The organism is Mesorhizobium sp. 113-3-9 (assembly GCF_016756515.1).
In the GTDB taxonomy this organism is placed as follows: domain Bacteria; phylum Pseudomonadota; class Alphaproteobacteria; order Rhizobiales; family Rhizobiaceae; genus Mesorhizobium.
On the sequence record NZ_AP023246.1, the window covers coordinates 4,653,197 to 4,676,916 of the forward strand.

Below are 23,720 nucleotides of genomic sequence, written 5' to 3' on the forward strand. Positions count from 1 at the left end.
GGAACCTATTTCTCCGCGCGAAATTTAGCCCCTTATGAGCAAGCGTGGCCGCGACTTTTTACGAAATTGGATGAATGAAAACGTTCCCGATCACCCTTCCTTCGATCCGGCATTGGTGACTGACCTGGCCGACCGGGCGATGGAAGACGCCGTACTTGTAGGCATAGAGTACCGCGAAATCGACGAAGAAGTGCATAGTCTGTTTGCACTGATGGTTGAGGCAGTAGCGAACCAGAAGAATGGGCCCCGATAGGCCAGCGGAATAAGCCCGGAACTTCCATCGATCGGAGGCATCGCGCAATCCTTGCACCAGCAGGCCAATTGAAGACCCTGCCGACTTCGCGGCCACTCTGATGCTAACCCGGCGTAAGCTTGTTATTGTGCAGTGCAGCAACGATGTTGCCGTAAGTGCATTGTGCTCAGGCTTCCGCCATTCCGCGGTCTAGGACTCGATTTGCGCAACATCTCAGATACGATCGCTCGCCTTTCGGCCATGCGAGGCCGGCCAGCATTTTCCCAACAAAGCCATCTCGACAGTCTGTCCGACCTGGCCACGTTCGGGTCCAATCCAGGCGCCTTGCAGGCCCGCTTCTACATTCCCGAGAACCTGCCGCGCGAAGCAGCGCTGGTGGTCGTTCTGCATGGCTGCACGCAGACGGCGGCCGGCTATGATCACGGTTCTGGCTGGTCGCGCCTGGCAGAAGAGGAAGGCTTTGTGGTGTTGCTGCCCGAACAGCAGCGCGCCAACAATGCCAATCTCTGCTTCAACTGGTTCGTGCCCGAAGATGTCACCCGCGATCGCGGTGAAGTGCTCTCCATCCGCCAGATGATCGAAGCCACGGTGACAAAACATGGTCTGGACCGCCGGCGCGTCTTCATCACCGGTCTGTCCGCCGGCGGTGCCATGGCGGCGGCAATGCTGGCAACATATCCGGAGGTGTTTGCCGGCGGCGCAATCATCGCCGGCCTTGCCTATGGCAGCGCATCGACGATCCCGGAAGCTTTCGATCGCATGCGTGGCCATGGCGGCCCGTCCAATTCGGAACTCCAGCGGCGCCTGGGGCAGGCGTCGTCGCATAAATGGAGTTGGCCAAAGATTCGATCTGGCAGGGCACCGCCGATCACACGGTGGCGCCTGAAAATGCGGACGCCCTCGTCGCCCAATGGCAGGGCGTTCACCGCATTGTGGCAAGCCCTGCTCGAAAAGAGACCGTCGATGTACAAACGCGGCAGGTCTGGCGCAACGCCGATGGCAATGCGGTGATCGAGAAATACACAATTGCCGGCATGGGCCATGGCACCCCCTTGAAGACGGGTGGTGAGGATGGTTTGGGCCATGCCGCGCCATTCATGCTGGACGTCGGAATATCGTCGACTCGCCACATTGCGGCCTTCTGGGATCTCACAAATCGAGATGCTAAACATCGGGCCAACTCAGAGCCCACCTCGGCGCGACGAGCAAGCAGAGCGGCGAAAGGGCCGAGTCGCCGAGCTGAAGAGGCAGGCGGCGGACGCCGATGCCAAGCTCACGCGATTGTACGAGGCGATCGAAAATGGCCTCGCCGATTTGGGTGATTCCAATCTTAAAGGGCGGATCGGTGAGCTGAAGCAAGCGCGAGACACTGCGCGTGCCGACGCTGAGCGTGCAGAAGTGCGCATGGAAAGCGGGGAAACTCCGATTACGCCGGAGTTGCTTCACCGGTTCGGCCTAGAGGCGCGAAAGAAGATTCGAACGGATAATGGGTTCAGCCGTCACTACGTGCAGGCGCTAGTGCAGCGGATTGAAGTGGGAGAGGCCGAAATTCGGATCACTGGCTCCAGACTAAAACTCCTGCAGACGCTCGCCACGGGGCAGGGCGGCTCTGGAGTGGAACTGCGTGCAAGCGACGTTCGCAGTTTTAATCTGAAGTGGCTCCCCGGGCCGGATTCGAACCGCCGACCTTAGGTTTACAAAACCGTAGGTCGTTTTACCGGCGGAAGTGATCGAGGCCCTGCTTCGTCGCTGCGCGATTGTAGCCGCGGCCATCCATCGGAGGCGTTCAACGCCGCCCGAGATTGCGGACTGATACCAGCAATCGCGTCAACTACGCAGCCTTTGCCGCTTGGATAGTGTGGAGCATTTCCGGCTTGAGGTGCGTATAGCGCCGCAACATCTTCCAATCCTTGTGCCCCGTGACCAGCGCTACCTGTTCGATTGTAAACCCAGCTTCAAAAAGGCGGCTCGTTCCTTCGTGCCGCAAGTCGTGAAAGTGAAGGTCGTGGATGTCCAGGTCAGCGCACCCTCGGCGAAAGGCGGTGCCGACTGACCGATGGTTGAACGGGAAAATTCGATCGTCGTCACTGCTTCGCTTTGCGCGCTGCTCCTCAACAATGGCCCACGCATCGTATCCAGTTGCCGCAAACAGCGGTATGCGCTGATTGTTACCCTTTTTGTTGCGTGGGTCTTTGCGGTCGCGGATGAGAAGCATCCGCGTGCGAGACTCCAGATCGGACCAACGCGCCTTGCAAATCTCCTCCTGACGCATCGCGGTTGCAACGGCGAAACGTATAATGCGGCCAACCGGCGCTATCTGAAGAGGGTTTGCGTCGAAGTGAGCGACTAGCCTGTCGAGTTCATCCTGAGTGGGTCGCCTGTCGCGCTCACATCCCTTGCCGACAAGGCCGAGGCGCTTAAGCGCGATGCGCGCGAGATCGACGGGTTCGACCTTCACCGGTAGACCGTGGACGGCCGCAGCATGAGACAGGATAAGTTTCACAAAGCCGATGTCGATGCCGAGAGTCATCGGTCCGGCACCTTGGGCGGCTCGATCGCGACCAAAGCGAATGAGCCGTTCGCGATCGAGGGCCGCTATGTTGCACTTCCCCAGATGTCTTTGGAGCATATCGAGCGCTGCGGCCTTGGAGCGGCGAGGGGACTTGCCTACATCGCACATGTCGTCGATATGAAGGTCGATGAGTTCGCCGAAAGTTTTTAGGCGCGCTGTGCGGGACTTGGTTGGCGTCTCACCGCGATCGACCTGGCGCTCGGTTTCGGTCGCCCAGCGCCGAGCGTCGTCTCGGCGCAAGAAGGTCTCGCTGACGTAGCGACCTTTGCGACGGACTTGGACGCGCCAGGAACCGGACGAGAGTTTTGTGTAGGTGGCCATTTTTTCGTGTGCGCTCCGTGTGCACTGAGAGATCGAAACGTGGCGAAAAGGGTCGTATTCTGGCGTAAAGTGGCGTGGCCGCGCTCGCGACTAACGGATTGATGTTAAAGAAAAAATGCTGAAAAATCAAGATCATAGAGTGGCCGTGGCCCCGATGATGGACTGGACGGACCGGCATTGCCGATTCTTCCACCGCCAGCTGACGAACCGTGCGTTGCTTTACACCGAAATGGTGGTGGCAGACGCGGTCCTCCACGGCGCGCGCGATCGGTTGCTTGGCTTCGATGCGGTGGAACATCCGGTCGCCTTGCAGCTCGGCGGTTCCGATCCCGCGAAACTTGCCGAGGCGGCGCGCATTGGCGAGGCTTTCGGCTATGACGAAATCAATCTCAATGTCGGCTGCCCGTCCGACCGCGTCCAGTCGGGGACGTTCGGTGCCTGCCTGATGAAAGTGCCCAACCTTGTCGCCGAGTGCGTCGCGGCGATGAGAGCTGCGGTGACGATCCCCGTCACCGTAAAATGCCGCATCGGCGTCGACGAACAGGATCCCGAGCCGGCGCTCGATACGCTGGCCGACGGGGTCTTCGATGCCGGCGCCGACGCGTTGTGGGTGCATGCGCGCAAGGCATGGCTGGAAGGGCTGAGCCCCAAGGAAAACCGAGACATTCCGCCGCTTGACTATGACAGGGTCTATAGGCTTAAGGCTGGAAAACCGAGCAAATTCATAGGCATCAATGGTGGTATTCAGTCACTTGAAGAGGCGCGCGCGCATCTCGATCAGGTTGACGGCGCCATGCTTGGACGCGCCGCCTACCACACACCAGGCATTCTGGCCGGCGTTGACGCCGGCTTCTATGGCGCAAAGCCCGAGGCGTTCGACTTCGCAGCGCTTATCGACGCGATGGCCGGTTATGCGGCGCGCCACATCGAACAGGGCGGGCGGCTCGGCCATGTCACCCGCCATATGGTCGGGCTGTTCCATGGGCTGCCCGGCGCGCGCCGTTACCGCCAGATCCTGTCGACCGACGCAAACCGGCCCGGCGCCGGGCCTGATGTGCTGAAGACGGCGTTTGCGGCCGTCGACTTTGGCGCAGGGACCGCCGAAGCGGCCTGAGCTGGAGCAACTCCAGGACAGTGTAAAACGGTTTTCCGTCCGTGAATTGCGTCGAAACAAAGAGTGGGAGCAGCTCACCGTCTCCATGAAACGGTGAACTGCTTTAATCCCTGAGGATCATGCGGTCGCCGCGCACGTCGAAGCCTGACAGCGAACCGATGAAATTCATGCCGAGCAGGCTCTGGCTCAGCATGCCAGGGGCCGCGACCATCACCGACATGTCCTTGCGCACGATGCCGCCGATCGCAACCGCGTCGGTCTTGACCGCCGCGGCGCGCGCCATGCCGTTGGCTGTCGACACCGGTATCGTGTAGTTGAGCGCGGCAGGGTTGAAGCCGGCGGCTTGCGCGTCTTCCGACGTCAGCACCGTGCTGGTAGCGCCGGTATCGACCACGGCCCGCACCGGGTTGCCGTTGACCAGGATGCGCGCCTCGAAATGGCCGTTGTCGGCCTTGTCGAGGGTAACGGTGGCGTGGCCGTCTTCGACGCCAAGCGCAAGCGGACTACCGGGAACGAGGCCCGCAGTCACCCGGCTGGCAACGTCCTGCAGTTCGTACCGATACTGGTAGCCGGTGATCAGGGCGAGCACGATTGCCGCCCAGGCGCCAAGGTTGCGGGCCATCGCGCCCAGCGGGCGGCCTGACCGCAGCAGGCCGGCGCCGATCAGGGCGCCGAAGGCGCCAAGCCAGATCAGCCGGCCGAAATCGTAATTTTCCACGCCCAGCGTGCTGCCGGCGGAATCGTTGAGCATGAGCAGGACCGCGCCCACGCCGATCACCGCCATCATAATCCAGAACAGCCGGCTGCTCATCCGTGCCTCGCTAGAGTGCGTCGCGTTCGCGCGCCATGCGGGTGCGGCGCGTTTCCCGGCGCGGCCGGCGCTCGACCGTTTCCAGCCGGGCCGGCAGTTCGGCCATCACATTGCGGCGCGTTTCGGGCGTCATCCCCATCCAGGCGCCGATTTCCTCGCGCGTGCGGCCGCAACCGAAGCAGAAGCCGGTTTTCATGTCGATCGAACAGACGAGGATGCAGGGCGATTCGATGGCCGTCATGACTTTCTCACGAGCGACCCGTTTGGAATCCGCTCTTCCATCTCCACATGGTGCAACGGCAAAGCCAATGCAAGCCCTCGCAATCGCGCCGTCCCGGGCCATCTTTGCGGCAATCAAGGCGGATGTTTGGGGGAGGTTGTGCCGATCACGCAACGCGGCTATGCCGCTCACCAAATCCAGGAATGATTGCTCACGACATGACCAGCGCGTTACCTTTCGACGATTTTCGCAACCTGCTCGACAATTTGCCGGCAGCCGATCTCAAGGCGGAAGCGCGCGTGCATGCGCTGTTCGCCAAGGCGGACAAGCCAGCGCATTCGCTCGGCCGCATCGAGGAGATCGCCGCGTGGCTTGCGGCCTGGAGCGGCAGGGCTCCGCCCGCCGTGACAAGGCCGCTGATGGCGGTCTTCGCCGGCAATCATGGCGTGGTCAGACATGGCATTTCGCCACGCCCGGTGGCAGCAACAGCCAATGCGGTCGAGCTTTGCGCGGCCGGTGGCGCGGCGATCAACCAGATCTGCATCGCCAACGATCTCGGGCTGAAAGTGTTCGATCTTGCGCTGCACGTCCCGACCGGCGACATCACCGATGATGCCGCGCTTGACGAGCGCGGTTGCGCGGCGACCATGGCCTTCGGCATGGAAGCGATCGCCGGCGGCACCGACCTGCTTTGCCTCGGCGATCTCGGTGTCGGCAATTCCACCGTCGCTGCCGCGCTGTTTGCGGCACTGTTCGGGGGCAGGGGTGCCGATTGGGTCGGCCCGGGATCCGGCGCGGATGCGGCCATGCAGGCGCGCAAGGCGGAGGTGGTCGATGCGGCACTGGCGTTTCACGGCGGCCATCTAGAGGACCCGCTAGAGGTGTTGCGCCGGGTCGGCGGCCGTGAGTTCGCGGCGATAGCCGGCGCCATCCTCGCCGCGCGGATGCAGAAGATCCCGGTGCTGCTCGACGGCTTTGCGGCAACGGCCGCAGCGGCGGTGCTTTATGCCGCGAACCCCGCAGCGCTAGACCATTGTCTTCTCGCCAGCCTGTCGCCGGAGCCCGCACATGCAAGGGCCGCCGAGCTCCTCGGTTTGCGCCCGCTGCTCGACCTCGGCATAAGCCATGGCGAGGGGGCGGGGGCGGCGCTTGGCGCAGGCCTCGTCAAGGCGGCGGCGCTGACCAGTTCGGGCATGGCGGCGGCTGTTCGGGGTTAGCCACCAGGCATACGCGGCGTTGACGAGGTAGCGCCTATCGCCGCCGTGCCGCGACCGCTGCGGTCGGCAATGCCGGCAGCTCTTCCATCACCCGGCTCAGCGGGAAGATGGCAATCGCCTCGGTGCCCTCGCGCAGCTTGGAATGGAGCTCGAATTCGCCGCCATGCATGGCAAGCAGCCCTTGCACGATCGGCAGGCCAAGCCCGGTGCCTTGCTCGGCGCTCTTGATGGCGATCGAGCCCTGGCCGAAGGCTGAAAGCACGATCGGAATCTCGTCCTCGGGAATGCCCGGGCCATTGTCCTTGATCGAAATGTATTGCCCGCCGCCCGCCGTCCAGCCGACGCGGACGCGGATTTCGCCGCCGGTGGCGGTGAATTTTATGGCGTTGGACAAAAGGTTGAGCGCGATCTGGCGCACGGCGCGCTCGTCGGCGAACAGACGCGGCAATGTCTGTTCGAAATCCTGGATGACGCGGATGTCCTTGTTGCGCGCCCTCAACTCCATCATGTGGCAGCAATCCTCGACGATGTTCAGCAACATCACCGGCTCCTCGTTGAGCTGGTAGCGGCCGGCCTCGATGCGCGACAGGTCGAGGATCTCGTTGATCAAGTCGAGCAGATGCTGGCCGGAATCGTGCACGTCATGGGCGTAGTCGCGATAGGTGGGGTTGCTCATCGGCCCCAGCACTTCGTTCGCCATCACCTCGGAAAAGCCGAGAATGGCGTTGAGCGGCGTGCGCAATTCATGGCTCATCGAAGCGAGGAAGCGCGACTTCGCCAGATTGGCATCCTCAGCCCGCCGCCGCGCCTCGTCCGACATCGATTTCGCCGTCTCGAGTTCGGCGATCAGCGCGTCCTTTTCGGAGCGGAACGACAACAGCATCAGGGAGGAGCGGTTGAGTTGACGGGCGACATAGGCGAAGAAAGGCAGCGACACGACAAGCAGCCCGGCCATGATCGCCTCGACCGGCATCCACAATCTGGTGCCGACATAAGCATAGAGTGCGACAGGCACGGCAAAGGTCACCAGCAGTGTTCCGCTGAGCGACGAGGCCATGAGAGCCGTCCCGGCCATGGCAAGCAGCATCACCACCGCCTTGACCACCTGGAACTGGTCGACTTCGCAGGCGGCGCAGCCGAGCAGGACGAACCAGGCCCAGCCGAGGCCGCACAGGAAGTGGCCGACCAGGAATTCCCTTCGCGTTTGCAAGGGGTTGAGCTCGGAAGCTTCCGTGCGCTCAATGCGCCGGGCCATGAAGGCGACGATGGTATAGCAAGTGAGCGTGAACAGCGCCCAGAGCCCGATCTCGTTGCCGACGCCGGCCAGCCGGCCAGCCGCGGCGATCGCCAGGACCAGCAGCGGGATGGCCACGGCGCCGCTTGTCATGGCGCGGGCGTGGAGATTCAGCAGTTCACGGTCGAAATCGGGATTGCCCGCCTGCTGCGAAAGACGGTCGCGCGTCTTGCGCACCGCGCGCGCCACATCGCTGTTGCGATGAGGTTTCCTGCGGTCCACAATGAACTTGTCCGCTGTGTTCGAGCGTTGCAAGGGCATCAAAAACTTCAATTTATGCGTGCAGCGGTTCCAAGGTGTTAAGCTACGTTCGAATGATTAACCAACCGTTTGCCATATGAGCCGTTCCTGGTCGCCAAGATCGCGCCGGTACGCGGCGCCGCGCCCGAGAAGCCTGTGGCGCAAGCTCATGGACTACGGGCTGACTATCGTCATTCTGGGGCTGCTGATCCTGCTGGCGGCACGCCTCGACCGGGTCGAGACGCGCAAGACGCAAGGCGCGGCCGTCATCAATGACGGCGATTCGATCACGCTCGGCACCGAGCGCATCCGCATGCGCGGCATCGACGCGCCTGAATACACCCAGACCTGCCGCAGGAACGGCGCCGATTATGCCTGCGGCACGCTTGCGCGCCAGTCGCTGGTGCGCCTGATCGCCGGCAGGCCGGTCACTTGCAGCGGCTGGCAGCGGGATCGTTATGGCCGGCTGCTTGGTAACTGCAAGGCGGGTGACACGGATCTCAACCGCGCCCAGGTCGAGGCTGGCTGGGCCGTTGCCTATGGCGATTTCGAAAGCGAGGAAGCGACTGCTCGCGCGGCAAAGGTCGGCATCTGGGCAGGCACGTTCGACCGGCCGCAAGACTGGCGCGACAGCCACCGCGGCGAAGTCGTGGAGCGAAAACACGGCACGCTGGCATCGATCGGGGATGCCGTGCGGGAGATTTTTCGCTTCTGGTGAAACGCATCTGGCGGAAGGGAAGGAGGATCGAATGAAGCTTTTCGACGGCGGCCGGGCGCCCAACCCGCGGCGGGTACGCGTTTTCCTTGCCGAGAAAGGGATCGCGGTTCCAATCGTGTCCGTCGACATGGGCGCGCTGGAGCACAAGAGCCAAACAGTGAGTTCGCGCAACCCTTTACAACGCCTGCCGGTTCTGGAACTTGACGATGGCACCATCATCACGGAATCCGTCGCCATCTGCCGCTACTTCGAGGAGTTGCAGCCCGAACCGGCCCTGTTCGGACGCGGCGCGCTCGGCAAGGCGCAGGTCGAGATGTGGCAGAGGCGGATGGAGCTCAATCTGCTGGGCAGCGTCGCGCAGGCCTTTCGCCATATCCATCCGGCCATGAAGGAATGGGAAATCCCGCAGGTCCCGGAATGGGGCGAGGCCAACAAGCCGAAGGCGGTCGAGTTCCTTAAGATCCTCGACCGCGAGCTGGCGAGCCGTGAGTTCGCCGCCGGTGACAACTATTCGATTGCCGATATTACCGGCCTGATCGCGATCGACTTCATGAAGCCGGCCCGCATCAAGGTGCCGGAGGAATGCACCAATGTGTTGCGCTGGCATCAGGCGATCTCCAGCCGGACGAGTGCCGCCGCTTGAGTGTGGAACTGGACAGCTTTGCCGCGACGGTCCGGGCCTGCCGCATCTGCGTCGAGAACCCCGTCGGCAAGCCGCTGCCGCATGAGCCAAGGCCGGTTCTGCGGCCGTCGTCCAGCGCGCGCATCCTGATCGCCAGCCAGGCGCCGGGAACCAAGGTGCACCTGTCAGGCATGCCGTTCACCGATGCCTCCGGCGACCGCCTGCGCAACTGGCTTGATGTGACCAGCGACGAATTCTACGACATAGAGAAATTCGCCATCGTGCCGATGGGCTTCTGCTTTCCCGGTCAGGATGCCAAGGGCAGCGACTTGCCGCCAAGGCGCGAATGCGCACCGGCATGGCGCGCGCCCTTGATGGCCCTGATGCCGGCGATCGACCTGGTGCTGACGATCGGGATCTATGCGCAGTCCTGGCACATGGGCGCCGCGCGCCGACCCTCGCTGACGGAAACGGTGATGGACTGGCGTGCCATCTGGGAGAATTCGGTCGGCACGAAAGTGCTGCCTCTGCCGCATCCGTCCTGGCGCAACACCGGCTGGCTAAAGCAGAATCCATGGTTTGAAATGGATTTGCTGCCTTTCCTTCGGTCGGAAATCCGCTATCGCATTGGCTAGGCATTCAGCAAGAAATCACTCGCTTTAGTGGCGATTGGCAGAATTTCTTTCTTGTGAAAGCCTCGAATAAGAGGGAATATAGATAAACTATTCCCCAGGAGCCTCTCATGGACCGCCTTGACCGAAAAATTCTACGCCTCCTGCAGGAGGACGCGACGCTCGCGGTCGCCGATGTCGCCAAGAAAGTCGGCCTGTCGACCACGCCCTGCTGGCGCCGCATCCAGAAGCTCGAGGAGGAAGGCGTCATCAAGCGGCGCGTCGCCATTCTCGACCATGAGAAGGTCAATGTACGGGTCACTGTCTTCGTCTCGATCCGCACCAATTCACACAGCCATGAGTGGCTGCGGCGGTTTTCCGAGGTCATCCAGGAATTTCCCGAGGTGGTCGAGTTCTACCGCATGAGCGGCGACGTCGATTACCTGCTGCGCGTCGTGGTGCCCGACATCGCCGCCTATGACGCCTTCTACAAGCGGCTGATCGCCAAGATCGAGATCCGTGACGTGTCGTCGTCCTTCGCCATGGAGCAGATCAAGTACACCACAGAGATCCCGCTCGACTACATGGTGTTGGACAAGGAATCGGGTGCCAACGCTGCCTGAGCGCCAAACCGTTAGAGTATTTCACCGTTTCGCGGAAACGGCGAAATGCTCTAACTCTTTGTTTTGACGCAATTCCTGTGGGAAAACCGTTCACACTTTTCCTGGTATTGCTCTAGTTCTTCTTTTTGTTGAGGAAACTCCAGGGCGAATTCACCGGCAGGACGATGGTGTCCGGCACGGTGTCGACGCCGACAACCTCCGCCTTGCGCACGGTATAGCCGGACTGGATGACACTGACGCCATCCAGAATGAACAGCTGGCTCTTTTCCATGTCCGGCCTCAGGGCGTCGGTGACGGCGACCGACTGGTAGGCTTGCGACATCTTGTAGGGATGGGCTGGCGTGACCAGCACGATCTGGTTGGGTGGCGGCGTCGGCATGTGGCTGCACGCGCCCGTCCATGGCACCAGCAGGAACTGATACACAAGGTCACCGTCGCGATCGACCGGCAATGCATAGCCGGCTAATTGTACCGTCTTGTCCGCAGGCCAAGCGACAGCGTCTCGCCATGATCGGGCAATTTTGCCGCGATCATCGGCAAGCCGGCGTCTTCGGCAACCGCCTGGCTCGCCGGGCGCAGATCCTTCCAGAATATGTGCATGGTCTCGGCCGAGGCACCGGCGGCGCAGAGAGACAGCGCGGCCGCGAGCGCCAGCATTGATTTGAAATGGATGCTCATGCCGCTTCCTTTGCGGGCGAGTAGAGACGCCGTGCCCAATGGCGTCAATGCTCGAGCCGCATCACATGTCGGCGAGAACCGGCCATGCCGGCCTCGCGGAAGCCACGCGATGCAAACATGTCGCGAAAACCCATGAAACGGTAACTCGGCGACGCCTCGGACACCGGATAGGCCTCAATGATACGCGCGCCCTTGGCGAAGGCATGATCGATGGCCGCATCGAGCAACGCCGAAGCAAGGCCGCCGCCGCGCAAAACCCTCGGCACATAGAAGCAGACAATCGACCATACGCCGCTCTCGCCGTCATCCTGCTGCTTTGAAAGCTTGCGATAGGTCTCGCGTGGCGCGACCGAGCACCAGCCGATGGTCTTGCCGTCGAGCTCGGCGGCTATGCCGACCGGGGTGCTGGCATCGATGAGCGCCATCATCCGCCGCTTCTTCTCGTCGCTCTGGGCGTGCTCGCGGCCGGACTGCCGCCAGGCCATGCACCAGCAATATTTTGGCGCCCCCGGCTGCTCGAACAAAGTCTCGAAGCCGCCACGGGTTGCTCGCGTCACCTCGGTGAATCGGATGTTGGCGAGGTCAAACGTTTCTGGCGGCGATCCGCGCGAGCGTTTTGGCATCGGTCAGCTCCTTCACGGCATTCCTGCCGTTCCAGCGTGCCGTCTTGTCGGTCGATCGCGCGAGCCGTTCAGCGACAGCAAGGGCCGCGCCGTGCATGGCCATCGATCGCTTGCCGATCGAACGAAGCGCCCAGTTCACGGCTTTCTTCACGAAATTACGGTCGTCCGTGGCATGCGCCTCGATGATCGGCGGGAAGGTGAGAAAGGTCGCCTCCGGCTCTTTCTTCCGGTGGACGACAGACCAGGCCATCATGGCAAAGGCCGTGCGTCGAACGAATTCCCGTTCATCGGCCGCGAACTCGCCGATCAGTTCCTTCCAGGCGTCCGTGTCGACGAAAAGGTCGGAGACGCCGTCGACGATATCCCAGGAATCGAAACTCGACGCCCATTGCCTTGCGTTCGCGGCAGAAAACCGGCTCGGGTCGGCCGTGACGGAAGCGATGAACTGCGCCTCCATAATGCCTGACTCCCACAGCTCAAAAGCGCGCTCATGGTTGCGTTTGATCTTCCGGGCGATCTGCCGCTGGACGCCATGTGGGATTCCAAGCGCGCGTTCGATCCTGATACCGTAGCGCAGCATGCCAAGACGATTTTCCTCCGAGCCGATCAAGCGCAGATGCGCGACGATTTCGTCGGCACTGGATTGGGGCGAAAGCTCGGCCATCGCAAATCCTACTTCTCCAGCCGCGCCAGCAGCGAGGACGTGTCCCAGCGCTTGCCGCCCATGGCCTGCACGTCCTTGTAGAACTGGTCGATAAGCGCGGTCACCGGCAGCCTGGCGCCGTTGCGATCAGCCTCCTCCAGGCAGATGCCGAGATCCTTGCGCATCCAGTCGACGGCAAAACCGAAATCATATTTTCCCGCATTCATGGTCTTGTGCCGGTTTTCCATCTGCCAGGATCCGGCCGCACCCTTGGAAATCACCTCGATCACCTTCTCGATGTCGAGCCCGGCCTTCTTGCCGAAATGGATGCCTTCCGACAGGCCCTGCACCAGCCCGGCGATGCAGATCTGGTTGATCATCTTGGTCAGCTGGCCGGCGCCCGCCGATCCCATCAGCCCGACCATGCGGGCATAGGCGTCGATAACCGGCCTGGCCCTGTCGAACGCGGCCTGGTCGCCGCCGACCATGACGGTCAGCACGCCATTCTCGGCGCCAGCCTGGCCACCGGACACCGGCGCGTCGAGAAACGAGAAGCCGCCGGCTTGCGCGGCCTCCGCCAATTCGCGCGCGACCTCGGCCGAGGCCGTGGTGTTATCGATGAAGACCGAACCTTTCTTCATCGATTTGAACGCACCATCGGGGCCTGTCGTCACCGAGCGCAGATCGTCGTCATTGCCGACGCAGGAAAAGACAAAGTCCTTGTCCTTGGCTGCCTCCGCCGGCGTCACCGCAAGGCTGCCGCCATGCTGGCCAACCCATTGCTCGGCCTTGGCCTTGGTGCGGTTGTAGACAGTGACGTCGTGGCCCCCCTTGTTCCTGAGGTGCCCGGCCATCGGATAACCCATTACGCCAAGACCGAGAAATGCCACGGATGCCATAAGCTTGCCCTTCAGACTGAAAATGGAATTTGCTGCGAAAGCTCTAGAGCAATTCCTGGAAAAATGTGAAGCGGTTTTCCCACAGGAATTGCGTCAAAACAAAGAGATAGAGCGGTTCCGCGTTTCCGCGAAACGATGAACCGTTCTAGACTCTGCGTTCAATTCGTCAAGACGCGAGGGAACACGATCGACTGGTGCAGCCGAAGCCGAGAACGGGTCAGCGTTTCAGGTGAATGGTGATGCGGCGCTCGATCCATTCGATGGCATGACGCAAGATCTCGACCATCACCAGATAGACGATGGCGACCCAGATATAGGCTTGAATGTCGAAGCTGTTCGCGAAGGCGAGCTTTGCATTGCCCATCAGATCATAAACCGTGATGATGGCGACGATGGCGGATGCCTTGACCATCAGGATCAGTTCATTGCCATAGGGTCGCAAGGCGACAATCAACGCCTGCGGCAAGACGATCTTGCGCAGCGTCTGCAGTTTGTGCAGGCCGAGCGAGGCTGCCCCTTCCCATTGCCCTCTTGGCACGCTTTCGATGGCACCGCGCAGGATTTCGGCCTGGTAGGCGGCGGTGTTGAGCGCAAAGGCGAAGACGCCGCAGTTGAAGGCGTCCTTGAAGAAATCCCAGAGCGTGAACCATCCCATCGTAAATCCGACCGGGATGCTTACGTGAGGCAGAACTTGGACCCAGTCGCTGACGACCGGTAGGTATAAGCCAACCGCACTGAGCTCCGGTCTGAACGAACCCACCCCGTAATAGACCAGAAATGTCTGAACCAGCAGCGGCGTGCCCCGGAAGAAATAGACGTAACAATAGGCAAGACCGGACAGGATCCGGTTCCTGGACATGCGCCCATAGGCGACAGGCACCGACAGGACGGCGCCAAGCACCATTGAAATGGCGACCAGCGACAGGGTGACGCCAAGCCCTCTGAGATAGGCCGGCGCATATTTGGCGAAGAAGGCTGCGTTCCAGGCAAAGAACAAGTAGCTGACGATGCCGAGGCCAAAGGCGATCCACAGGCAAACAAGCGCGTAGCCGACGATGCGCCGTCGCGGCCAGCCGCGAGCTCGCGGTGGTGGCCGTTCGACCATGGTGGCTGTCGCGCTCATCGTTGTGCCTCGCGTTTGCCGAGCGAGCGCAAAATGGCGTTGGTGGCGAAGGATGACACGACGGCCAGACCAAGAAAGACCAGTGCCGCCACACCGTAAAACAGGAACGAATGCTTAGTGACGCGAGCGGCCACGCCGGCGTTGCGCAACGTCTCTGCTAGACCGACGACCGACACCAGTGAGGTGTCCTTCAGCAGGCTGAGCCAGCAATTCTCAAGACCAGGAAACGCGATGCGCAGCAGCTGCGGCAAGATCACAAGGCGCATTGTCTGCCCGTAGGAAAGACCAATGGCATAACCACCCTCATACTGACCTTTCGGTATGGCACGGAAGGCCGACAGGAAAACCTCGCTGGCGTAGGATGAGAAGATCAGGGCAAGCACGATCATGCCGGCGACGAAGCTGTTGACGTCGATGGTCGCTTCGGGGCGAAAATACCTGATGATGTGCTGCAGCAGGATCGGCACGCCGAAAAAGAACAGGAAGAGCGTGACCAGTTCCGGCAAGCCGCGAAAGACCGTGGTGTAGATGTTGGCGGCCAGGCGCAGCGAAGGCTCTTCGGATTGCTTGCCGAGCGCAATGAAAAAGCCGATCGTCAAACCAATGGGGAGCGTCGCCAGCGCCAGCAGAACCGTTACTACGACGCCATAGGCAATATCGTCACTCCAGCCATCGGGTCCCCAACTGAGAAGTGTCCATATGCTTTGGGCTGGCATTGACGGGTCTTATCTCCACGGCATTCCCAAGACGAATAGAAAGACGGCGGGGAATTTCCCCGCCGTCTTGATCCAGTCTATCAGGATTCGGCGCCGTAGACGTCGAACTTGAAGTACTTGTCGTTGATTTCCTTGTATTTTCCGCTGGCTCGGATGGCGTCGATGGCCTCATTGAGCTTGTTGACCAGGTCGGTCTCGCCCTTGCGCACGGCAATGCCGGCGCCCGGTCCGAAGATCTCGACCGGTTGCGGCGAGGGCTGGCCGAGAATCTTGCAGCAGGCACCATCGGGCGAGTCCAGCCACTGCTGCAGCACGACGATATCGTCCTCGATCGCGTCGAGACGGCCATTGGCAAGATCCGCCTGCTCCTCGGGGCTGCTCGGATAACCCTTCACGGTGCTGTCGGTGTAGGTCTTCGAGGCATAGTTGAAATGCGTGGTCGTGGTGGCGACACCGATGGTCTTGCCGGCGAGATCTTCCTTGGTCACGCCCTTCAGCGTTGAGTCTTTCGGCACTGCCAGAGCCGAAGGCGTGTTGTAGTATTTGTGGGTGAAGTCGACCTTCTCCTTGCGCTCGGGGGTGATCGACATCGAGGCGACGATTGCGTCGAACTTGCCGGCCTGAAGCGCGGGGATGATGCCGTCCCAATCCTGGGCGACGAAGGTGCACTTGACCTTCATCTGGTCGCACAGCGCCTGGGCGATATCGATGTCGAAGCCGACGAGCTTGCCGTCGGAGGTGAGATTGTTGAACGGGGGATAGGCGCCTTCGGTGCCGATCCGCAGGGTCTTTTCCTGGGCCTGGGCTACGCCGAGCGTCAGCAGCGCGGCCGATGCGGCGAGCGCGATACGCAGTGCAATACGCATGATAGTCCTCTCTTTATGGTCCCGGCCGTCGTTCCGAAACGGCTCTGTGGGGCGGTGCTTTTGACCGCCCGCTGAAGCGATACTCCCACTCTTTCAAAGAAAAAAGCAACTGCAAAACCACCAAAATCGGTAACGGGGTTCTGCCGTTACGTTAGATCTCAAGCAACGAGGCCGGTGGTGCGCTCGATGAAGTCGACTATCGATTTTACGTCGTTGAGGTCGAATACCGGCAGGCTCTTGTCCGTGACGGCGAAATCCGCGGCGACGGCGACAATATTGGGATCGTCAGCCGAAAGCGGCGCCCGGTCCTTTGCCTCCAGCCGCCTCGTTTCGATCTTGCGGTGGGACTCGCGCTTGTAGCCTTCGATCAGCACGATGTCGCATGGGGCGAGGCGCGAAAGGATCCCTTCCAGCGGTGGCTCGTCCTCGCCGCGCAATTCGTGCATCAGCGCCCAACGGTTGCCGGAAACGATCGCGACCTCGGTGGCGCCGGCCTGCCGATGGCGGAAGCTGTCGGCGCCAGGCTTGTCGATGTCGAAGTCATGATGGGCATGTTTGACCGTCGAGACCTTCCAGCCGCGCCGCACAAGCTCGGCGACCAGCTTTTCGGTCAGTGTGGTCTTGCCGGAGTTTTTCCAGCCGGTGATGCCGAAGATGTTCATGATGTCATGCTCTGCAACAGGCGTCTGGCCTCGGCAAGATCGTCCGGCACGTTGATGTTGAAGAAAGGATCGAGCCCTGTGGATTGCTGGATCGGGAATTCCACCTCGACATGACCGTGACGCTCGATGAAGGTCAGCACCCGCCGGCTATCCTCATCGACGAGGAAATGCCGCAAGGCGTCGCGACAATCGGTTGGCCACAGCGCGAAGGTCGGGTGGAGCCGTCCGGCCGAGGAGGCGACAGCGATCGAACCGGGGCTTCGGCCGGCCGCCGCCGCCAGGCGGTCGACGAGATCAAGCGGCAGGAAGGGCGTGTCGCCGGCAGCGGTGACGACAGCCTTGCAAGGTGTGCTGGCAACGGCCCATTCGAGGCCGGTCAGAATTCCGGCAAGCGGGCCAGCAAAGCCTTCGACGGTGTCGGCAAGCACGGCCAGTCCGAAACGGGAAAAGCGTGCCGGATCGCCATTGGCACTGAGCGCCAGGGTTTCAATCTGCGGGCCAAAGCGCGACAGTACCAGGTCAAGCACGCAGCCGGCGCCAAGCGGCAACAGGCTCTTGTCGCCGCCTCCCATTCGCCGTGACTGGCCGCCGGCCAGAATGATCCCCGCGACATCCCGTTTCATGCCACCCAGCCTCTACGCCAGCCGACGGAAATCGCAAGCAGCTTCAAGGGCTAGATTCCGTCCGGCGCCATGGCCGGCCCGGTGCTTTCGGCGACGATTCTTCTCCGGCCGACCAGCCGTTCGCGGTAAAGCGTATAGAGACCCGAGCCGACGACTATCGCCGCACCGACGATCATCGGCATGTCCGGGAAATCGCCGAAGACGATCAAGCCAAGCAATATGGACCAGAGGAGCGCGGTGTAACGGAATGGCGCGACGAAGGAGATCTCGCCCGAGCGCATCGCCATGATGATGAACTGATAGCCGACGAGCACGAGCACCGCAGCCAGCGCCAGCAGTGTTGTGCTCTTGCCGGTCATCGGCGTCCAGCCACCCATCGGCGACAACAGCACCGCGCCGACGACGGTCATTGCCAGAGCGGTGGCGGTCGAGACCAGCATTGTCGGTATGGCTTGAGGGATACGCTTGGTGGCGAGATCTCGCACGGTGCAGCATGCAACGCTGACCAGTGCCACAAGGGAATAGATGCTGAAGCCGTCGAAACCCGGCCGCACGATAATCAGCACGCCGGCAAAACCGATGGCGATCGCCATCCAGCGTCGCCAGCCGACTGGTTCGCCGAAAAACAGCGCGGCACCCATCGTCACCGCCAGCGGCAGCGCCTGAAGAACCGCCGAGACGCTGCCGATCGGCAAATGAGCCAGCGCCACGAGGAATGACACGGTGGCACCCGCTTCGCCCAGGACTCGGATTGCCACCAATGGCTGCAGCATCAGGCGCGGCTGCAAAAGCGCGCCACGTTGCCAGGCCAGCAGGCCGACGAAGAGCGAGGCAAAAGCCCCCCTGATCAGCATGACCTGCGCCATGTTCATCGATTGCGAAGAGTATTTGGTGATGGCGTCGTTGAGCGTGAAGCCAACCATCGCCACCATCATGAACAACGCGCCGCGAAGATTTGGAGAAAGGGGCAAGAGATCTACCGATTGCCTGAGCAATCAAGCCTGTAACAGCCCGCCGCGAAACAGCAATGGCAAAGGGCTGTGCCAGAACAGGGAGAATCCGTCGGCGCCGGGGTAAAATCACATCCCGGCTTCGTCACGGATCGTATCGGGAGGCGGCTTCGCCTCCCGGAAACCGACCAACCTGGGCGATGCCTATTTCTTCGGCGTCAGCACTTCGGTGCCGTTGCCTTCCTTGCCGGCGATCGTCCACAGGCCATGCAGCGAGCCGTCCTCCTCGACCTTGTAGACAACGAGGCCGATATCCTTCTCCATGACATAGCCGGCGGAGAATGCGTCGTCATTGCGCATGCAGATGCCGTCCGAGGAGGAGCCGCCCGTCTCCCAGTGGATCGTGCAGGTGGTCCCACTGGTCAGCGTGATGGTGGCTTCGCCGCCATAGGCCGAGCCATCGAAGTTGGTGCCGGCCACGGTGTAAGTGCCGCCGATCGACTGCGCTGCCACGGGCAGGGCCGTGAAGCCAAGCAATGCAAGAGAAAGAATGAGTTTGCGCATGACGTTTTCCCCCTATCAGCGAAGAGCCGCTTTCAGCCGAAAAGCTAGGCCGGAACAAGCTGGCCGTAAATCCGGCGGTGGTCGCGAACGAGACTTTTTCTGGGGTGTGATCCGAAATGCTCACTGTCCCTCGAGGCTGCCGGCAATGGCGCCAACGAGCGGGTCGTATTTCGACTTCAGGGCCGGCGGGTAATCGATCCAGACCGTGCGAATGACACCATCCCTGCCGAACAGGCGCCGCTCGTAAAAAATCTTTCCGTCCTTCATCCCCGACAGCACCGCCCAGTCCTTTCCGGTCTTGCTGTAGGTGACGGCATAGCCGGGTTCCTTGCTCGCCTTTTCTTCCGCGACAAAGCCCTTCGGCGTGTCGTCGTCGACGTTGAGGATGCCGGAGCAGGTCAGGCTGGCGCCATCCGCGCTCAGCCATACCTGTCCGTCGCCATTTTCGGGCTCGGGCTGACGATCGGTGAAGATCTCGTCGGGAAAGGTGCAGACTGTGCCGAAGCGCTCGTTCACATAGGTGAAGGGCTTGGCGATTGCGCCGCTTGCCGCAATCGCCGCGAAAGTCGCAATCACTGAAAAAAGCCGCCGCATCTACCTCCCCAAAGCCAATGACCGGGAGCAATCCTTGCACAGATCGGCGGGAAGGTCAGCCGCCGGTGACGCTCATATGCCGGGACACGGACGGGCGGCTGGTGCGGCGGTCGATGATGAAATCGTGGCCTTTCGGCTTGCGGCCGATGGCTTCGTCGATCGCGTCGGCGACAAATTCGTTGCCTTCGGACGCCCGCAAGGGCGCGCGCAGATCGGCGGCATCCTCCTGGCCGAGGCACATATAGAGCGTGCCGGTGCAGGTCAGCCTAACCCGGTTGCAGCTTTCGCAGAAATTATGCGTCATCGGCGTGATGAAGCCGAGCTTTCCGCCGGTCTCGGCGACGTGGACGTAGCGGGCCGGGCCGCCGGTCTTGAAGGGAATGTCGGTCAGCGTGAACTGTCGCTCCAGCGAAGCGCGCAGCAGCGATAGCGGCAGGTACTGGTCGGTGCGGTCGGCGTCGATCTCGCCCATCGGCATGGTTTCGATGACGGTCAGGTCCATGCCGCGGCCGTGCGCCCAGCGCATCATGTCGGGCAATTCGGCGTCGTTGAAGTCCTTCAGCGCCACGGCGTTGAGCTTGACCTTCAGCCCGGCCGCCTGAGCGGCATCGATGCCTTGCATGACCTTGTCGAGATGGCCCCAGCGGGTGATCTGGTGGAATTTGTCGGCGTCGAGCGTGTCGAGCGAGACGTTGATGCGCCTGACGCCGCAATCGGCGAGCTCGGCGGCGAAGCGCGACAGCTGCGAGCCGTTGGTGGTCAACGTCAGTTCTTCCAGCGCGCCGCTGTCGAGGTGGCGCGAGAGCTGGCGCACCAGATGCATGATGTTCTTGCGCACCAGGGGCTCGCCGCCGGTGAGGCGCAGCCGTTTGACGCCCTTTTCGATGAAGACGGTGCAGAGCCGGTCCAGCTCTTCCAGCGACAGCAGGTCCTTCTTCGGCAGGAAGGCCATGTCTTCGGCCATGCAATAGGTGCAACGGAAATCGCAGCGGTCGGTGACCGATACTCTGAGATAGCTGATCGTGCGACCGAAGGGGTCGATCATGTTCATGTTCGAGCGTTTCCGTGGCCGTTATCGGCGTCGTTATATACAGCTATGTGATACGATCCAGCCCGCCATTCAAGATACCGCGTCTCGATCTTTGGTAACATCCCGGAGCCGACACGGTGTGTCGGTCGTCTATCAGGACTTTTCCCCTTTCGCGAAGCGGCGTAGGGAAGGGCAATCGATACGGGATGAAACTGCATGACCGCGCCAAAAGAACTCAGGGTCTCCAAGGACCGCAAGCTGCTGTCGGTCACCTTTCCCAATCAACAGCCATTCGAATTGCCGGCGGAGCTGTTGCGCGTTGCCTCGCCATCGGCCGAGGTACAGGGGCATTCCCCGGAGCAGCGGGTGACGGTTCCCGGCAAGCGCAACGTGGCTATCCTGAAGATCGAACCGGTCGGCAACTATGCGGTGCGCATCACCTTCGATGATTTCCACGACACGGGTATTTTCACCTGGAACTACCTGCATACGCTCGGCCATGAGAGGGATGAGCGCTGGAATGCCTATCTTGCCGAGCTTGCGGAAAAAGGGCTGAGCCGGGATCGCTGAGCTGGCGTCGTAAAGGCGTCACACATCTGGAGTAGCGCCGGCAAAGGTTCGGAGACGAAACGATGTCGCTCATCACCACGGTCGAACAGCTCGAAGCGCTCTATGGCTTTCCCGGCGAAGCCTCGCTGGTCAAGGAACTCGACCACGTCATTCCCGAATACGCAGCCTTTATCGAGGCTTCGCCCTTTGTTGCGCTTGCCACCAGCGGCCCGGAGGGGCTGGACTGTTCGCCGCGCGGCGATCTCGCCGGCTTCGTGCGCATCGTTGATCCGAAGACACTGATGATGCCGGACCGGCGGGGTAACAACCGTGCCGATTCGCTGAAAAACATCATCCGGGATCCTCGCATCGGGCTGCTGTTCCTGGTGCCGGGCTCCGGTACGACGTTGCGCATCAACGGCCGCGCGCACCTCACCACGGATGCCGCCCTTTGCGCGTCGTTCATAGTCGACGGCAAGGCGGCGCGTTCGGTGACCGTCATCGAAGTCGATTCGGTCTATTTCCAGTGCGCCCGCGCCATCGTGCGGTCGGAACTTTGGAATCCGGCGAAACATGTCGACCCGAAATCACTGCCGACGCCAGGAAAAATCCTGGAAATCACCAGCCTCAAGAACATCGACGGCGAAACCTATGACAAGGAATGGCCGGAGCGGGCGAAGAAGACGATGTGGTGACTGACCGGGCCGTCAGGCTTCCTTCAGCACCTCGTAGATCTTGCGCATCTGTTCGCCGATCATGTCGCATTGTTCCGGCGTCGACTGGCTCATCGCCTTTTCGATCAGAGCCATATGCACTTTCAGCGCCTGCATCAGCAGCGCCTCGCCGGCCTCGGTCAGGGCCAGCCGCAGGATGCGCTTGTCCTTCTCGTCGCCTTCGCGGCGCAGCAGGCCGCGCGTCTCCAGCTGCGGCAATAGCATGGTGATGTTGGAGCGGCCGACGAGCAGCTTGCGGGCAAGGTCGTGCTGCGACATGCCGGGATGGCGGTAGAGGTTCATCAACACGTCGAGCTGCGCCGGCTTGAGATCCAGCGTCGCGAGCTTCACCGCCAGCGTGCGCTCCAGCACATGGCAGGCGCGCGCCACCGCGACCCAGTTGCGAAAACGCGGGTTGTCCCAGGGCAGCTCTTGTTTATTGTTCATCTTTGAACTATTATGTTCATGCTTGAACGTATGGATGGATTCTCACTATGGCATCATTCGGGCTGAAGGTCATCCGAGGTGTGTTTGGTGCGGCCGAACATATTGCGCCGCGCATCACCGGGCGTGCGGCCTTCGAACTGTTCTGCCGTACGCCGAGCGCCAGGGCGCTGACCGACGGTGAGCGCCGCGCAATCGGCCGCGCCGCCGAATTCATGACGGAGGCGCGCCATCATCGGCTGAAGACGGCGACCGGCTGCGTGGTGGTGCATGAATTCCGGCCGGAGCCGGGCAGGGCGGCTCCCGGCACCGTGCTTGTCGTTCATGGCTGGCGTTCGCGCACCGAATACATGCGCGCATTGATCGAAGGCTATCGCGCCGCTGGCTACAGGGTCGTTTCGCTGGACCTGCCGGGCCACGGCCATTCGCAGGGCCGGCACCTGAACATGGTCAACGCGGTTGACGCTGTGCGGGTTGCTGGCGAATGGTTCGGTCCGTTCGTGGCGGCGGTGGGGCATTCCTTCGGCGGCGCCGTCGCCGCCAATGCCATCGCCGGCTCGGTCAAAAACGTTCCGCCGCTGACAGCCGGGCGTCTTGTGCTGATCGCGGCGCCAAGCTCCTTGCCGGCGATCTTTGCCGACTTCAGCCGCATGCTCAATGTCGGTCCCCGCTCGCAGGTTGCCATGGCGGACCGTGTCGAACACCTGTCCGGCCGGCCGCTGCACGAATTCACCGGCGACCGCCAGCTCGCACAGGCGCCCGTGCCGACGCTTATCATCCACGCGCCCGATGACCGCGAGGTGCCAGCTGAGCATGCGAGACGCTATGCCGGCGCCGGCGGTCATGTGCGGGTGCACTGGGCCGACGGGCTCGGCCACCGCCGCATTCTTGCGGACAAGGGTGTTGTCGAACGCGCCGTTGCCTTCGTCGCGGGGAACCACGAGCCGTCATTACTGCATTGAGCCGCGGTCCTCGTTCCATGCATGTCGTTGTCTCGAAACCGGGACCGCTTTTGAGCGACATGCATTGGGCTACTTCTTCTTCTCGCCGGGCTCGACCGGCAGTCCGGCCGCCTTCCAGGCGGTGTAGCCGCCAAGGATGTGCTTGACCGGCGTCAATCCCATGTCCTGCGCGGTCTTGGTGGCGAGCGCCGAGCGCCAGCCGCCGGCACAAAAGAAGACAAAGCTCTTTCCCGAGGCGAAAAACGGCTTGTGATAAGGGCTTTCGGGATCGATCCAGAATTCCAGCATGCCACGGGTGACATGTTTGGCGCCGGGTATCCTGCCGTCGCGCTCTACTTCGCGCGGATCGCGCAGGTCGACGAAGATGGTGCCCTCGTCCTCGATCAATCCCGCCGCTTCTTCAGGCGAAACCACTTCGATCTCGGCATTGGCCTCGTCCAGCAGTTCGCGATAACCCTTTTTCAC

Annotated in this window: 31 protein-coding genes and 1 pseudogene; 12 read left to right on the plus strand and 20 right to left on the minus strand. The window is 61.8% G+C overall.

Annotated features, from left to right (window positions below; all coding sequences use genetic code 11):
* Positions 1–34: 34 nt before the first annotated feature.
* The 3 genes and pseudogenes from MesoLj_RS22645 (at position 35) to MesoLj_RS22655 (ending at position 1,945) form a co-directional block, all read left to right on the plus strand.
* Positions 35–253: a DUF768 domain-containing protein gene (locus MesoLj_RS22645; protein WP_202322650.1), complete on the plus strand. Its 219-nt coding sequence runs from the start codon at positions 35–37 to the stop codon at positions 251–253.
* Between the two features lie 201 nt (positions 254–454).
* A pseudogene (locus tag MesoLj_RS22650) lies at positions 455–1,575 on the plus strand (extracellular catalytic domain type 1 short-chain-length polyhydroxyalkanoate depolymerase).
* Positions 1,535–1,945, plus strand: coding sequence for a hypothetical protein (locus MesoLj_RS22655; protein WP_202322651.1), 411 nt, complete (start codon positions 1,535–1,537; stop codon positions 1,943–1,945). Before MesoLj_RS22650 ends, MesoLj_RS22655 begins: the two are co-directional and overlap by 41 nt.
* A gap of 139 nt (positions 1,946–2,084) precedes the next feature.
* Here MesoLj_RS22655 and MesoLj_RS22660 read toward each other — a convergent pair whose 3' ends face one another.
* Entirely contained in the window at positions 2,085–3,146 is a 1,062-nt protein-coding gene (locus tag MesoLj_RS22660) for a tyrosine-type recombinase/integrase (RefSeq protein ID WP_202322652.1), read from the minus strand.
* A gap of 115 nt (positions 3,147–3,261) precedes the next feature.
* On the opposite strand from MesoLj_RS22660, the gene dusA reads away from it, so the two are divergent.
* On the plus strand, positions 3,262–4,260 hold the full coding sequence (gene dusA, locus MesoLj_RS22665; RefSeq protein WP_202322653.1) for a tRNA dihydrouridine(20/20a) synthase DusA: 999 nt from the start codon (positions 3,262–3,264) through the stop codon (positions 4,258–4,260).
* Between the two features lie 103 nt (positions 4,261–4,363).
* Here the strand turns inward: dusA and MesoLj_RS22670 are convergent, their stop codons facing one another.
* Both MesoLj_RS22670 and MesoLj_RS22675 read right to left on the minus strand, forming a co-directional pair.
* On the minus strand, positions 4,364–5,071 hold the full coding sequence (locus MesoLj_RS22670) for a TIGR02281 family clan AA aspartic protease (RefSeq protein ID WP_140773786.1): 708 nt from the start codon (positions 5,069–5,071) through the stop codon (positions 4,364–4,366).
* A gap of 10 nt (positions 5,072–5,081) precedes the next feature.
* Positions 5,082–5,312 carry a DUF1289 domain-containing protein gene (locus tag MesoLj_RS22675; RefSeq protein WP_010909481.1) on the minus strand — a complete coding sequence of 77 codons (231 nt, stop codon included), beginning with the start codon at positions 5,310–5,312 and terminating at the stop codon, positions 5,082–5,084.
* Between the two features lie 197 nt (positions 5,313–5,509).
* Between MesoLj_RS22675 and MesoLj_RS22680 the strand changes: the two genes are divergently transcribed.
* A complete protein-coding gene (locus MesoLj_RS22680) occupies positions 5,510–6,508 on the plus strand; it encodes a nicotinate-nucleotide--dimethylbenzimidazole phosphoribosyltransferase (RefSeq protein WP_202322654.1) in 999 nt (332 codons plus the stop codon).
* A gap of 34 nt (positions 6,509–6,542) precedes the next feature.
* Here MesoLj_RS22680 and MesoLj_RS22685 read toward each other — a convergent pair whose 3' ends face one another.
* Positions 6,543–8,063: a sensor histidine kinase gene (locus tag MesoLj_RS22685; RefSeq protein WP_202322655.1), complete on the minus strand. Its 1,521-nt coding sequence runs from the start codon at positions 8,061–8,063 to the stop codon at positions 6,543–6,545.
* A 76-nt stretch (positions 8,064–8,139) separates the two neighbouring features.
* Here MesoLj_RS22685 and MesoLj_RS22690 point away from each other — a divergent pair, with 76 nt between their 5' ends.
* From MesoLj_RS22690 to MesoLj_RS22705, 4 genes are all read left to right on the plus strand, one after another.
* Positions 8,140–8,760, plus strand: a complete 621-nt coding sequence (locus MesoLj_RS22690; RefSeq protein ID WP_202322656.1) for a thermonuclease family protein — start codon at positions 8,140–8,142, stop codon at positions 8,758–8,760.
* 31 nt (positions 8,761–8,791) lie between these two features.
* Positions 8,792–9,403 carry a glutathione S-transferase gene (locus tag MesoLj_RS22695; RefSeq protein ID WP_202322657.1) on the plus strand — a complete coding sequence of 204 codons (612 nt, stop codon included), beginning with the start codon at positions 8,792–8,794 and terminating at the stop codon, positions 9,401–9,403.
* Positions 9,343–10,017 carry a uracil-DNA glycosylase family protein gene (locus tag MesoLj_RS22700; protein ID WP_202322658.1) on the plus strand — a complete coding sequence of 225 codons (675 nt, stop codon included), beginning with the start codon at positions 9,343–9,345 and terminating at the stop codon, positions 10,015–10,017. Before MesoLj_RS22695 ends, MesoLj_RS22700 begins: the two co-directional genes overlap by 61 nt.
* Positions 10,018–10,124: 107 nt before the next feature.
* Positions 10,125–10,616, plus strand: coding sequence for an Lrp/AsnC family transcriptional regulator (locus tag MesoLj_RS22705; RefSeq protein WP_006205209.1), 492 nt, complete (start codon positions 10,125–10,127; stop codon positions 10,614–10,616).
* A gap of 112 nt (positions 10,617–10,728) precedes the next feature.
* Here MesoLj_RS22705 and MesoLj_RS36375 read toward each other — a convergent pair whose 3' ends face one another.
* The 14 genes from MesoLj_RS36375 to moaA form a co-directional block, all read right to left on the minus strand.
* On the minus strand, positions 10,729–11,067 hold the full coding sequence (locus MesoLj_RS36375; RefSeq protein ID WP_244735143.1) for a DUF3299 domain-containing protein: 339 nt from the start codon (positions 11,065–11,067) through the stop codon (positions 10,729–10,731).
* Positions 11,068–11,078: 11 nt separating this feature from the next.
* The gene (locus MesoLj_RS36380; RefSeq protein ID WP_244735144.1) at positions 11,079–11,294 is read right to left on the minus strand and encodes a hypothetical protein; all 216 of its coding nucleotides are present in this window, start codon (positions 11,292–11,294) and stop codon (positions 11,079–11,081) included.
* Between the two features lie 44 nt (positions 11,295–11,338).
* Positions 11,339–11,917 (minus strand): GNAT family N-acetyltransferase, encoded by a 579-nt coding sequence (locus MesoLj_RS22715; protein WP_202322659.1) that lies wholly within the window; start codon positions 11,915–11,917, stop codon positions 11,339–11,341.
* A complete protein-coding gene (locus MesoLj_RS22720) occupies positions 11,877–12,581 on the minus strand; it encodes a DNA alkylation repair protein (protein ID WP_202322660.1) in 705 nt (234 codons plus the stop codon). The genes MesoLj_RS22715 and MesoLj_RS22720 overlap by 41 nt, the downstream gene beginning before the upstream one ends.
* A gap of 8 nt (positions 12,582–12,589) precedes the next feature.
* On the minus strand, positions 12,590–13,459 hold the full coding sequence (locus MesoLj_RS22725; RefSeq protein WP_140773795.1) for an NAD(P)-dependent oxidoreductase: 870 nt from the start codon (positions 13,457–13,459) through the stop codon (positions 12,590–12,592).
* A gap of 217 nt (positions 13,460–13,676) precedes the next feature.
* Positions 13,677–14,582, minus strand: a complete 906-nt coding sequence (locus tag MesoLj_RS22730) for an ABC transporter permease (protein WP_202322661.1) — start codon at positions 14,580–14,582, stop codon at positions 13,677–13,679.
* A complete protein-coding gene (locus tag MesoLj_RS22735) occupies positions 14,579–15,298 on the minus strand; it encodes an ABC transporter permease (protein WP_140773797.1) in 720 nt (239 codons plus the stop codon). Before MesoLj_RS22735 ends, MesoLj_RS22730 begins: the two co-directional genes overlap by 4 nt.
* A gap of 80 nt (positions 15,299–15,378) precedes the next feature.
* A complete protein-coding gene (locus MesoLj_RS22740; RefSeq protein ID WP_140773798.1) occupies positions 15,379–16,164 on the minus strand; it encodes an ABC transporter substrate-binding protein in 786 nt (261 codons plus the stop codon).
* Between the two features lie 158 nt (positions 16,165–16,322).
* Complete coding sequence (gene mobB, locus MesoLj_RS22745; protein WP_140773799.1) at positions 16,323–16,826, minus strand: molybdopterin-guanine dinucleotide biosynthesis protein B; 504 nt, start codon at positions 16,824–16,826, stop codon at positions 16,323–16,325.
* Positions 16,823–17,449: a molybdenum cofactor guanylyltransferase MobA gene (mobA, locus tag MesoLj_RS22750; protein ID WP_202322662.1), complete on the minus strand. Its 627-nt coding sequence runs from the start codon at positions 17,447–17,449 to the stop codon at positions 16,823–16,825. Before mobA ends, mobB begins: the two co-directional genes overlap by 4 nt.
* Before the next feature lie 50 nt (positions 17,450–17,499).
* A complete protein-coding gene (locus MesoLj_RS22755) occupies positions 17,500–18,420 on the minus strand; it encodes a DMT family transporter (protein ID WP_202322663.1) in 921 nt (306 codons plus the stop codon).
* 183 nt (positions 18,421–18,603) lie between these two features.
* A complete protein-coding gene (locus tag MesoLj_RS22760; protein ID WP_202322664.1) occupies positions 18,604–18,963 on the minus strand; it encodes a hypothetical protein in 360 nt (119 codons plus the stop codon).
* Positions 18,964–19,083: 120 nt separating this feature from the next.
* Positions 19,084–19,557 carry a hypothetical protein gene (locus MesoLj_RS22765; protein WP_202322665.1) on the minus strand — a complete coding sequence of 158 codons (474 nt, stop codon included), beginning with the start codon at positions 19,555–19,557 and terminating at the stop codon, positions 19,084–19,086.
* Between the two features lie 55 nt (positions 19,558–19,612).
* Positions 19,613–20,608 (minus strand): GTP 3',8-cyclase MoaA, encoded by a 996-nt coding sequence (moaA, locus tag MesoLj_RS22770; protein ID WP_202322666.1) that lies wholly within the window; start codon positions 20,606–20,608, stop codon positions 19,613–19,615.
* Between the two features lie 195 nt (positions 20,609–20,803).
* On the opposite strand from moaA, the gene MesoLj_RS22775 reads away from it, so the two are divergent.
* Entirely contained in the window at positions 20,804–21,157 is a 354-nt protein-coding gene (locus MesoLj_RS22775; RefSeq protein ID WP_202322667.1) for a gamma-butyrobetaine hydroxylase-like domain-containing protein, read from the plus strand.
* A gap of 62 nt (positions 21,158–21,219) precedes the next feature.
* Positions 21,220–21,831 (plus strand): pyridoxamine 5'-phosphate oxidase family protein, encoded by a 612-nt coding sequence (locus MesoLj_RS22780; protein ID WP_202322668.1) that lies wholly within the window; start codon positions 21,220–21,222, stop codon positions 21,829–21,831.
* A gap of 12 nt (positions 21,832–21,843) precedes the next feature.
* On the opposite strand, the gene MesoLj_RS22785 is transcribed toward MesoLj_RS22780, so the two are convergent.
* Positions 21,844–22,296, minus strand: a complete 453-nt coding sequence (locus tag MesoLj_RS22785; protein WP_202322669.1) for a MarR family winged helix-turn-helix transcriptional regulator — start codon at positions 22,294–22,296, stop codon at positions 21,844–21,846.
* Between the two features lie 47 nt (positions 22,297–22,343).
* Here MesoLj_RS22785 and MesoLj_RS22790 point away from each other — a divergent pair, with 47 nt between their 5' ends.
* Positions 22,344–23,255 (plus strand): alpha/beta hydrolase, encoded by a 912-nt coding sequence (locus tag MesoLj_RS22790; protein ID WP_140773807.1) that lies wholly within the window; start codon positions 22,344–22,346, stop codon positions 23,253–23,255.
* Positions 23,256–23,324: 69 nt separating this feature from the next.
* Here MesoLj_RS22790 and MesoLj_RS22795 read toward each other — a convergent pair whose 3' ends face one another.
* A complete protein-coding gene (locus MesoLj_RS22795; protein ID WP_202322670.1) occupies positions 23,325–23,720 on the minus strand; it encodes a rhodanese-like domain-containing protein in 396 nt (131 codons plus the stop codon).

Bases quoted from the DNA above. Each gene is read 5' to 3' on its own strand.
- MesoLj_RS22645 (WP_202322650.1), top strand. From the start codon at position 35: ATGAGCAAGCGTGGCCGCGACTTTTTACGAAATTGGATGAATGAAAAC.
- MesoLj_RS22660 (WP_202322652.1), bottom strand. From the start codon at position 3,146: ATGGCCACCTACACAAAACTCTCGTCCGGTTCCTGGCGCGTCCAAGTC.
- dusA (WP_202322653.1), top strand. From the start codon at position 3,262: ATGCTGAAAAATCAAGATCATAGAGTGGCCGTGGCCCCGATGATGGAC.
- MesoLj_RS22670 (WP_140773786.1), bottom strand. From the start codon at position 5,071: ATGAGCAGCCGGCTGTTCTGGATTATGATGGCGGTGATCGGCGTGGGC.
- MesoLj_RS22675 (WP_010909481.1), bottom strand. From the start codon at position 5,312: ATGACGGCCATCGAATCGCCCTGCATCCTCGTCTGTTCGATCGACATG.
- MesoLj_RS22680 (WP_202322654.1), top strand. From the start codon at position 5,510: ATGACCAGCGCGTTACCTTTCGACGATTTTCGCAACCTGCTCGACAAT.
- MesoLj_RS22685 (WP_202322655.1), bottom strand. From the start codon at position 8,063: ATGCCCTTGCAACGCTCGAACACAGCGGACAAGTTCATTGTGGACCGC.
- MesoLj_RS22690 (WP_202322656.1), top strand. From the start codon at position 8,140: ATGAGCCGTTCCTGGTCGCCAAGATCGCGCCGGTACGCGGCGCCGCGC.
- MesoLj_RS22695 (WP_202322657.1), top strand. From the start codon at position 8,792: ATGAAGCTTTTCGACGGCGGCCGGGCGCCCAACCCGCGGCGGGTACGC.
- MesoLj_RS22700 (WP_202322658.1), top strand. From the start codon at position 9,343: ATGCACCAATGTGTTGCGCTGGCATCAGGCGATCTCCAGCCGGACGAG.
- MesoLj_RS22705 (WP_006205209.1), top strand. From the start codon at position 10,125: ATGGACCGCCTTGACCGAAAAATTCTACGCCTCCTGCAGGAGGACGCG.
- MesoLj_RS36380 (WP_244735144.1), bottom strand. From the start codon at position 11,294: ATGAGCATCCATTTCAAATCAATGCTGGCGCTCGCGGCCGCGCTGTCT.
- MesoLj_RS22715 (WP_202322659.1), bottom strand. From the start codon at position 11,917: ATGCCAAAACGCTCGCGCGGATCGCCGCCAGAAACGTTTGACCTCGCC.
- MesoLj_RS22720 (WP_202322660.1), bottom strand. From the start codon at position 12,581: ATGGCCGAGCTTTCGCCCCAATCCAGTGCCGACGAAATCGTCGCGCAT.
- MesoLj_RS22725 (WP_140773795.1), bottom strand. From the start codon at position 13,459: ATGGCATCCGTGGCATTTCTCGGTCTTGGCGTAATGGGTTATCCGATG.
- MesoLj_RS22730 (WP_202322661.1), bottom strand. From the start codon at position 14,582: ATGAGCGCGACAGCCACCATGGTCGAACGGCCACCACCGCGAGCTCGC.
- MesoLj_RS22735 (WP_140773797.1), bottom strand. From the start codon at position 15,298: ATGCCAGCCCAAAGCATATGGACACTTCTCAGTTGGGGACCCGATGGC.
- MesoLj_RS22740 (WP_140773798.1), bottom strand. From the start codon at position 16,164: ATGCGTATTGCACTGCGTATCGCGCTCGCCGCATCGGCCGCGCTGCTG.
- mobB (WP_140773799.1), bottom strand. From the start codon at position 16,826: ATGAACATCTTCGGCATCACCGGCTGGAAAAACTCCGGCAAGACCACA.
- mobA (WP_202322662.1), bottom strand. From the start codon at position 17,449: ATGAAACGGGATGTCGCGGGGATCATTCTGGCCGGCGGCCAGTCACGG.
- MesoLj_RS22760 (WP_202322664.1), bottom strand. From the start codon at position 18,963: ATGCGCAAACTCATTCTTTCTCTTGCATTGCTTGGCTTCACGGCCCTG.
- MesoLj_RS22765 (WP_202322665.1), bottom strand. From the start codon at position 19,557: ATGCGGCGGCTTTTTTCAGTGATTGCGACTTTCGCGGCGATTGCGGCA.
- moaA (WP_202322666.1), bottom strand. From the start codon at position 20,608: ATGAACATGATCGACCCCTTCGGTCGCACGATCAGCTATCTCAGAGTA.
- MesoLj_RS22775 (WP_202322667.1), top strand. From the start codon at position 20,804: ATGACCGCGCCAAAAGAACTCAGGGTCTCCAAGGACCGCAAGCTGCTG.
- MesoLj_RS22780 (WP_202322668.1), top strand. From the start codon at position 21,220: ATGTCGCTCATCACCACGGTCGAACAGCTCGAAGCGCTCTATGGCTTT.
- MesoLj_RS22785 (WP_202322669.1), bottom strand. From the start codon at position 22,296: ATGAACAATAAACAAGAGCTGCCCTGGGACAACCCGCGTTTTCGCAAC.
- MesoLj_RS22790 (WP_140773807.1), top strand. From the start codon at position 22,344: ATGGCATCATTCGGGCTGAAGGTCATCCGAGGTGTGTTTGGTGCGGCC.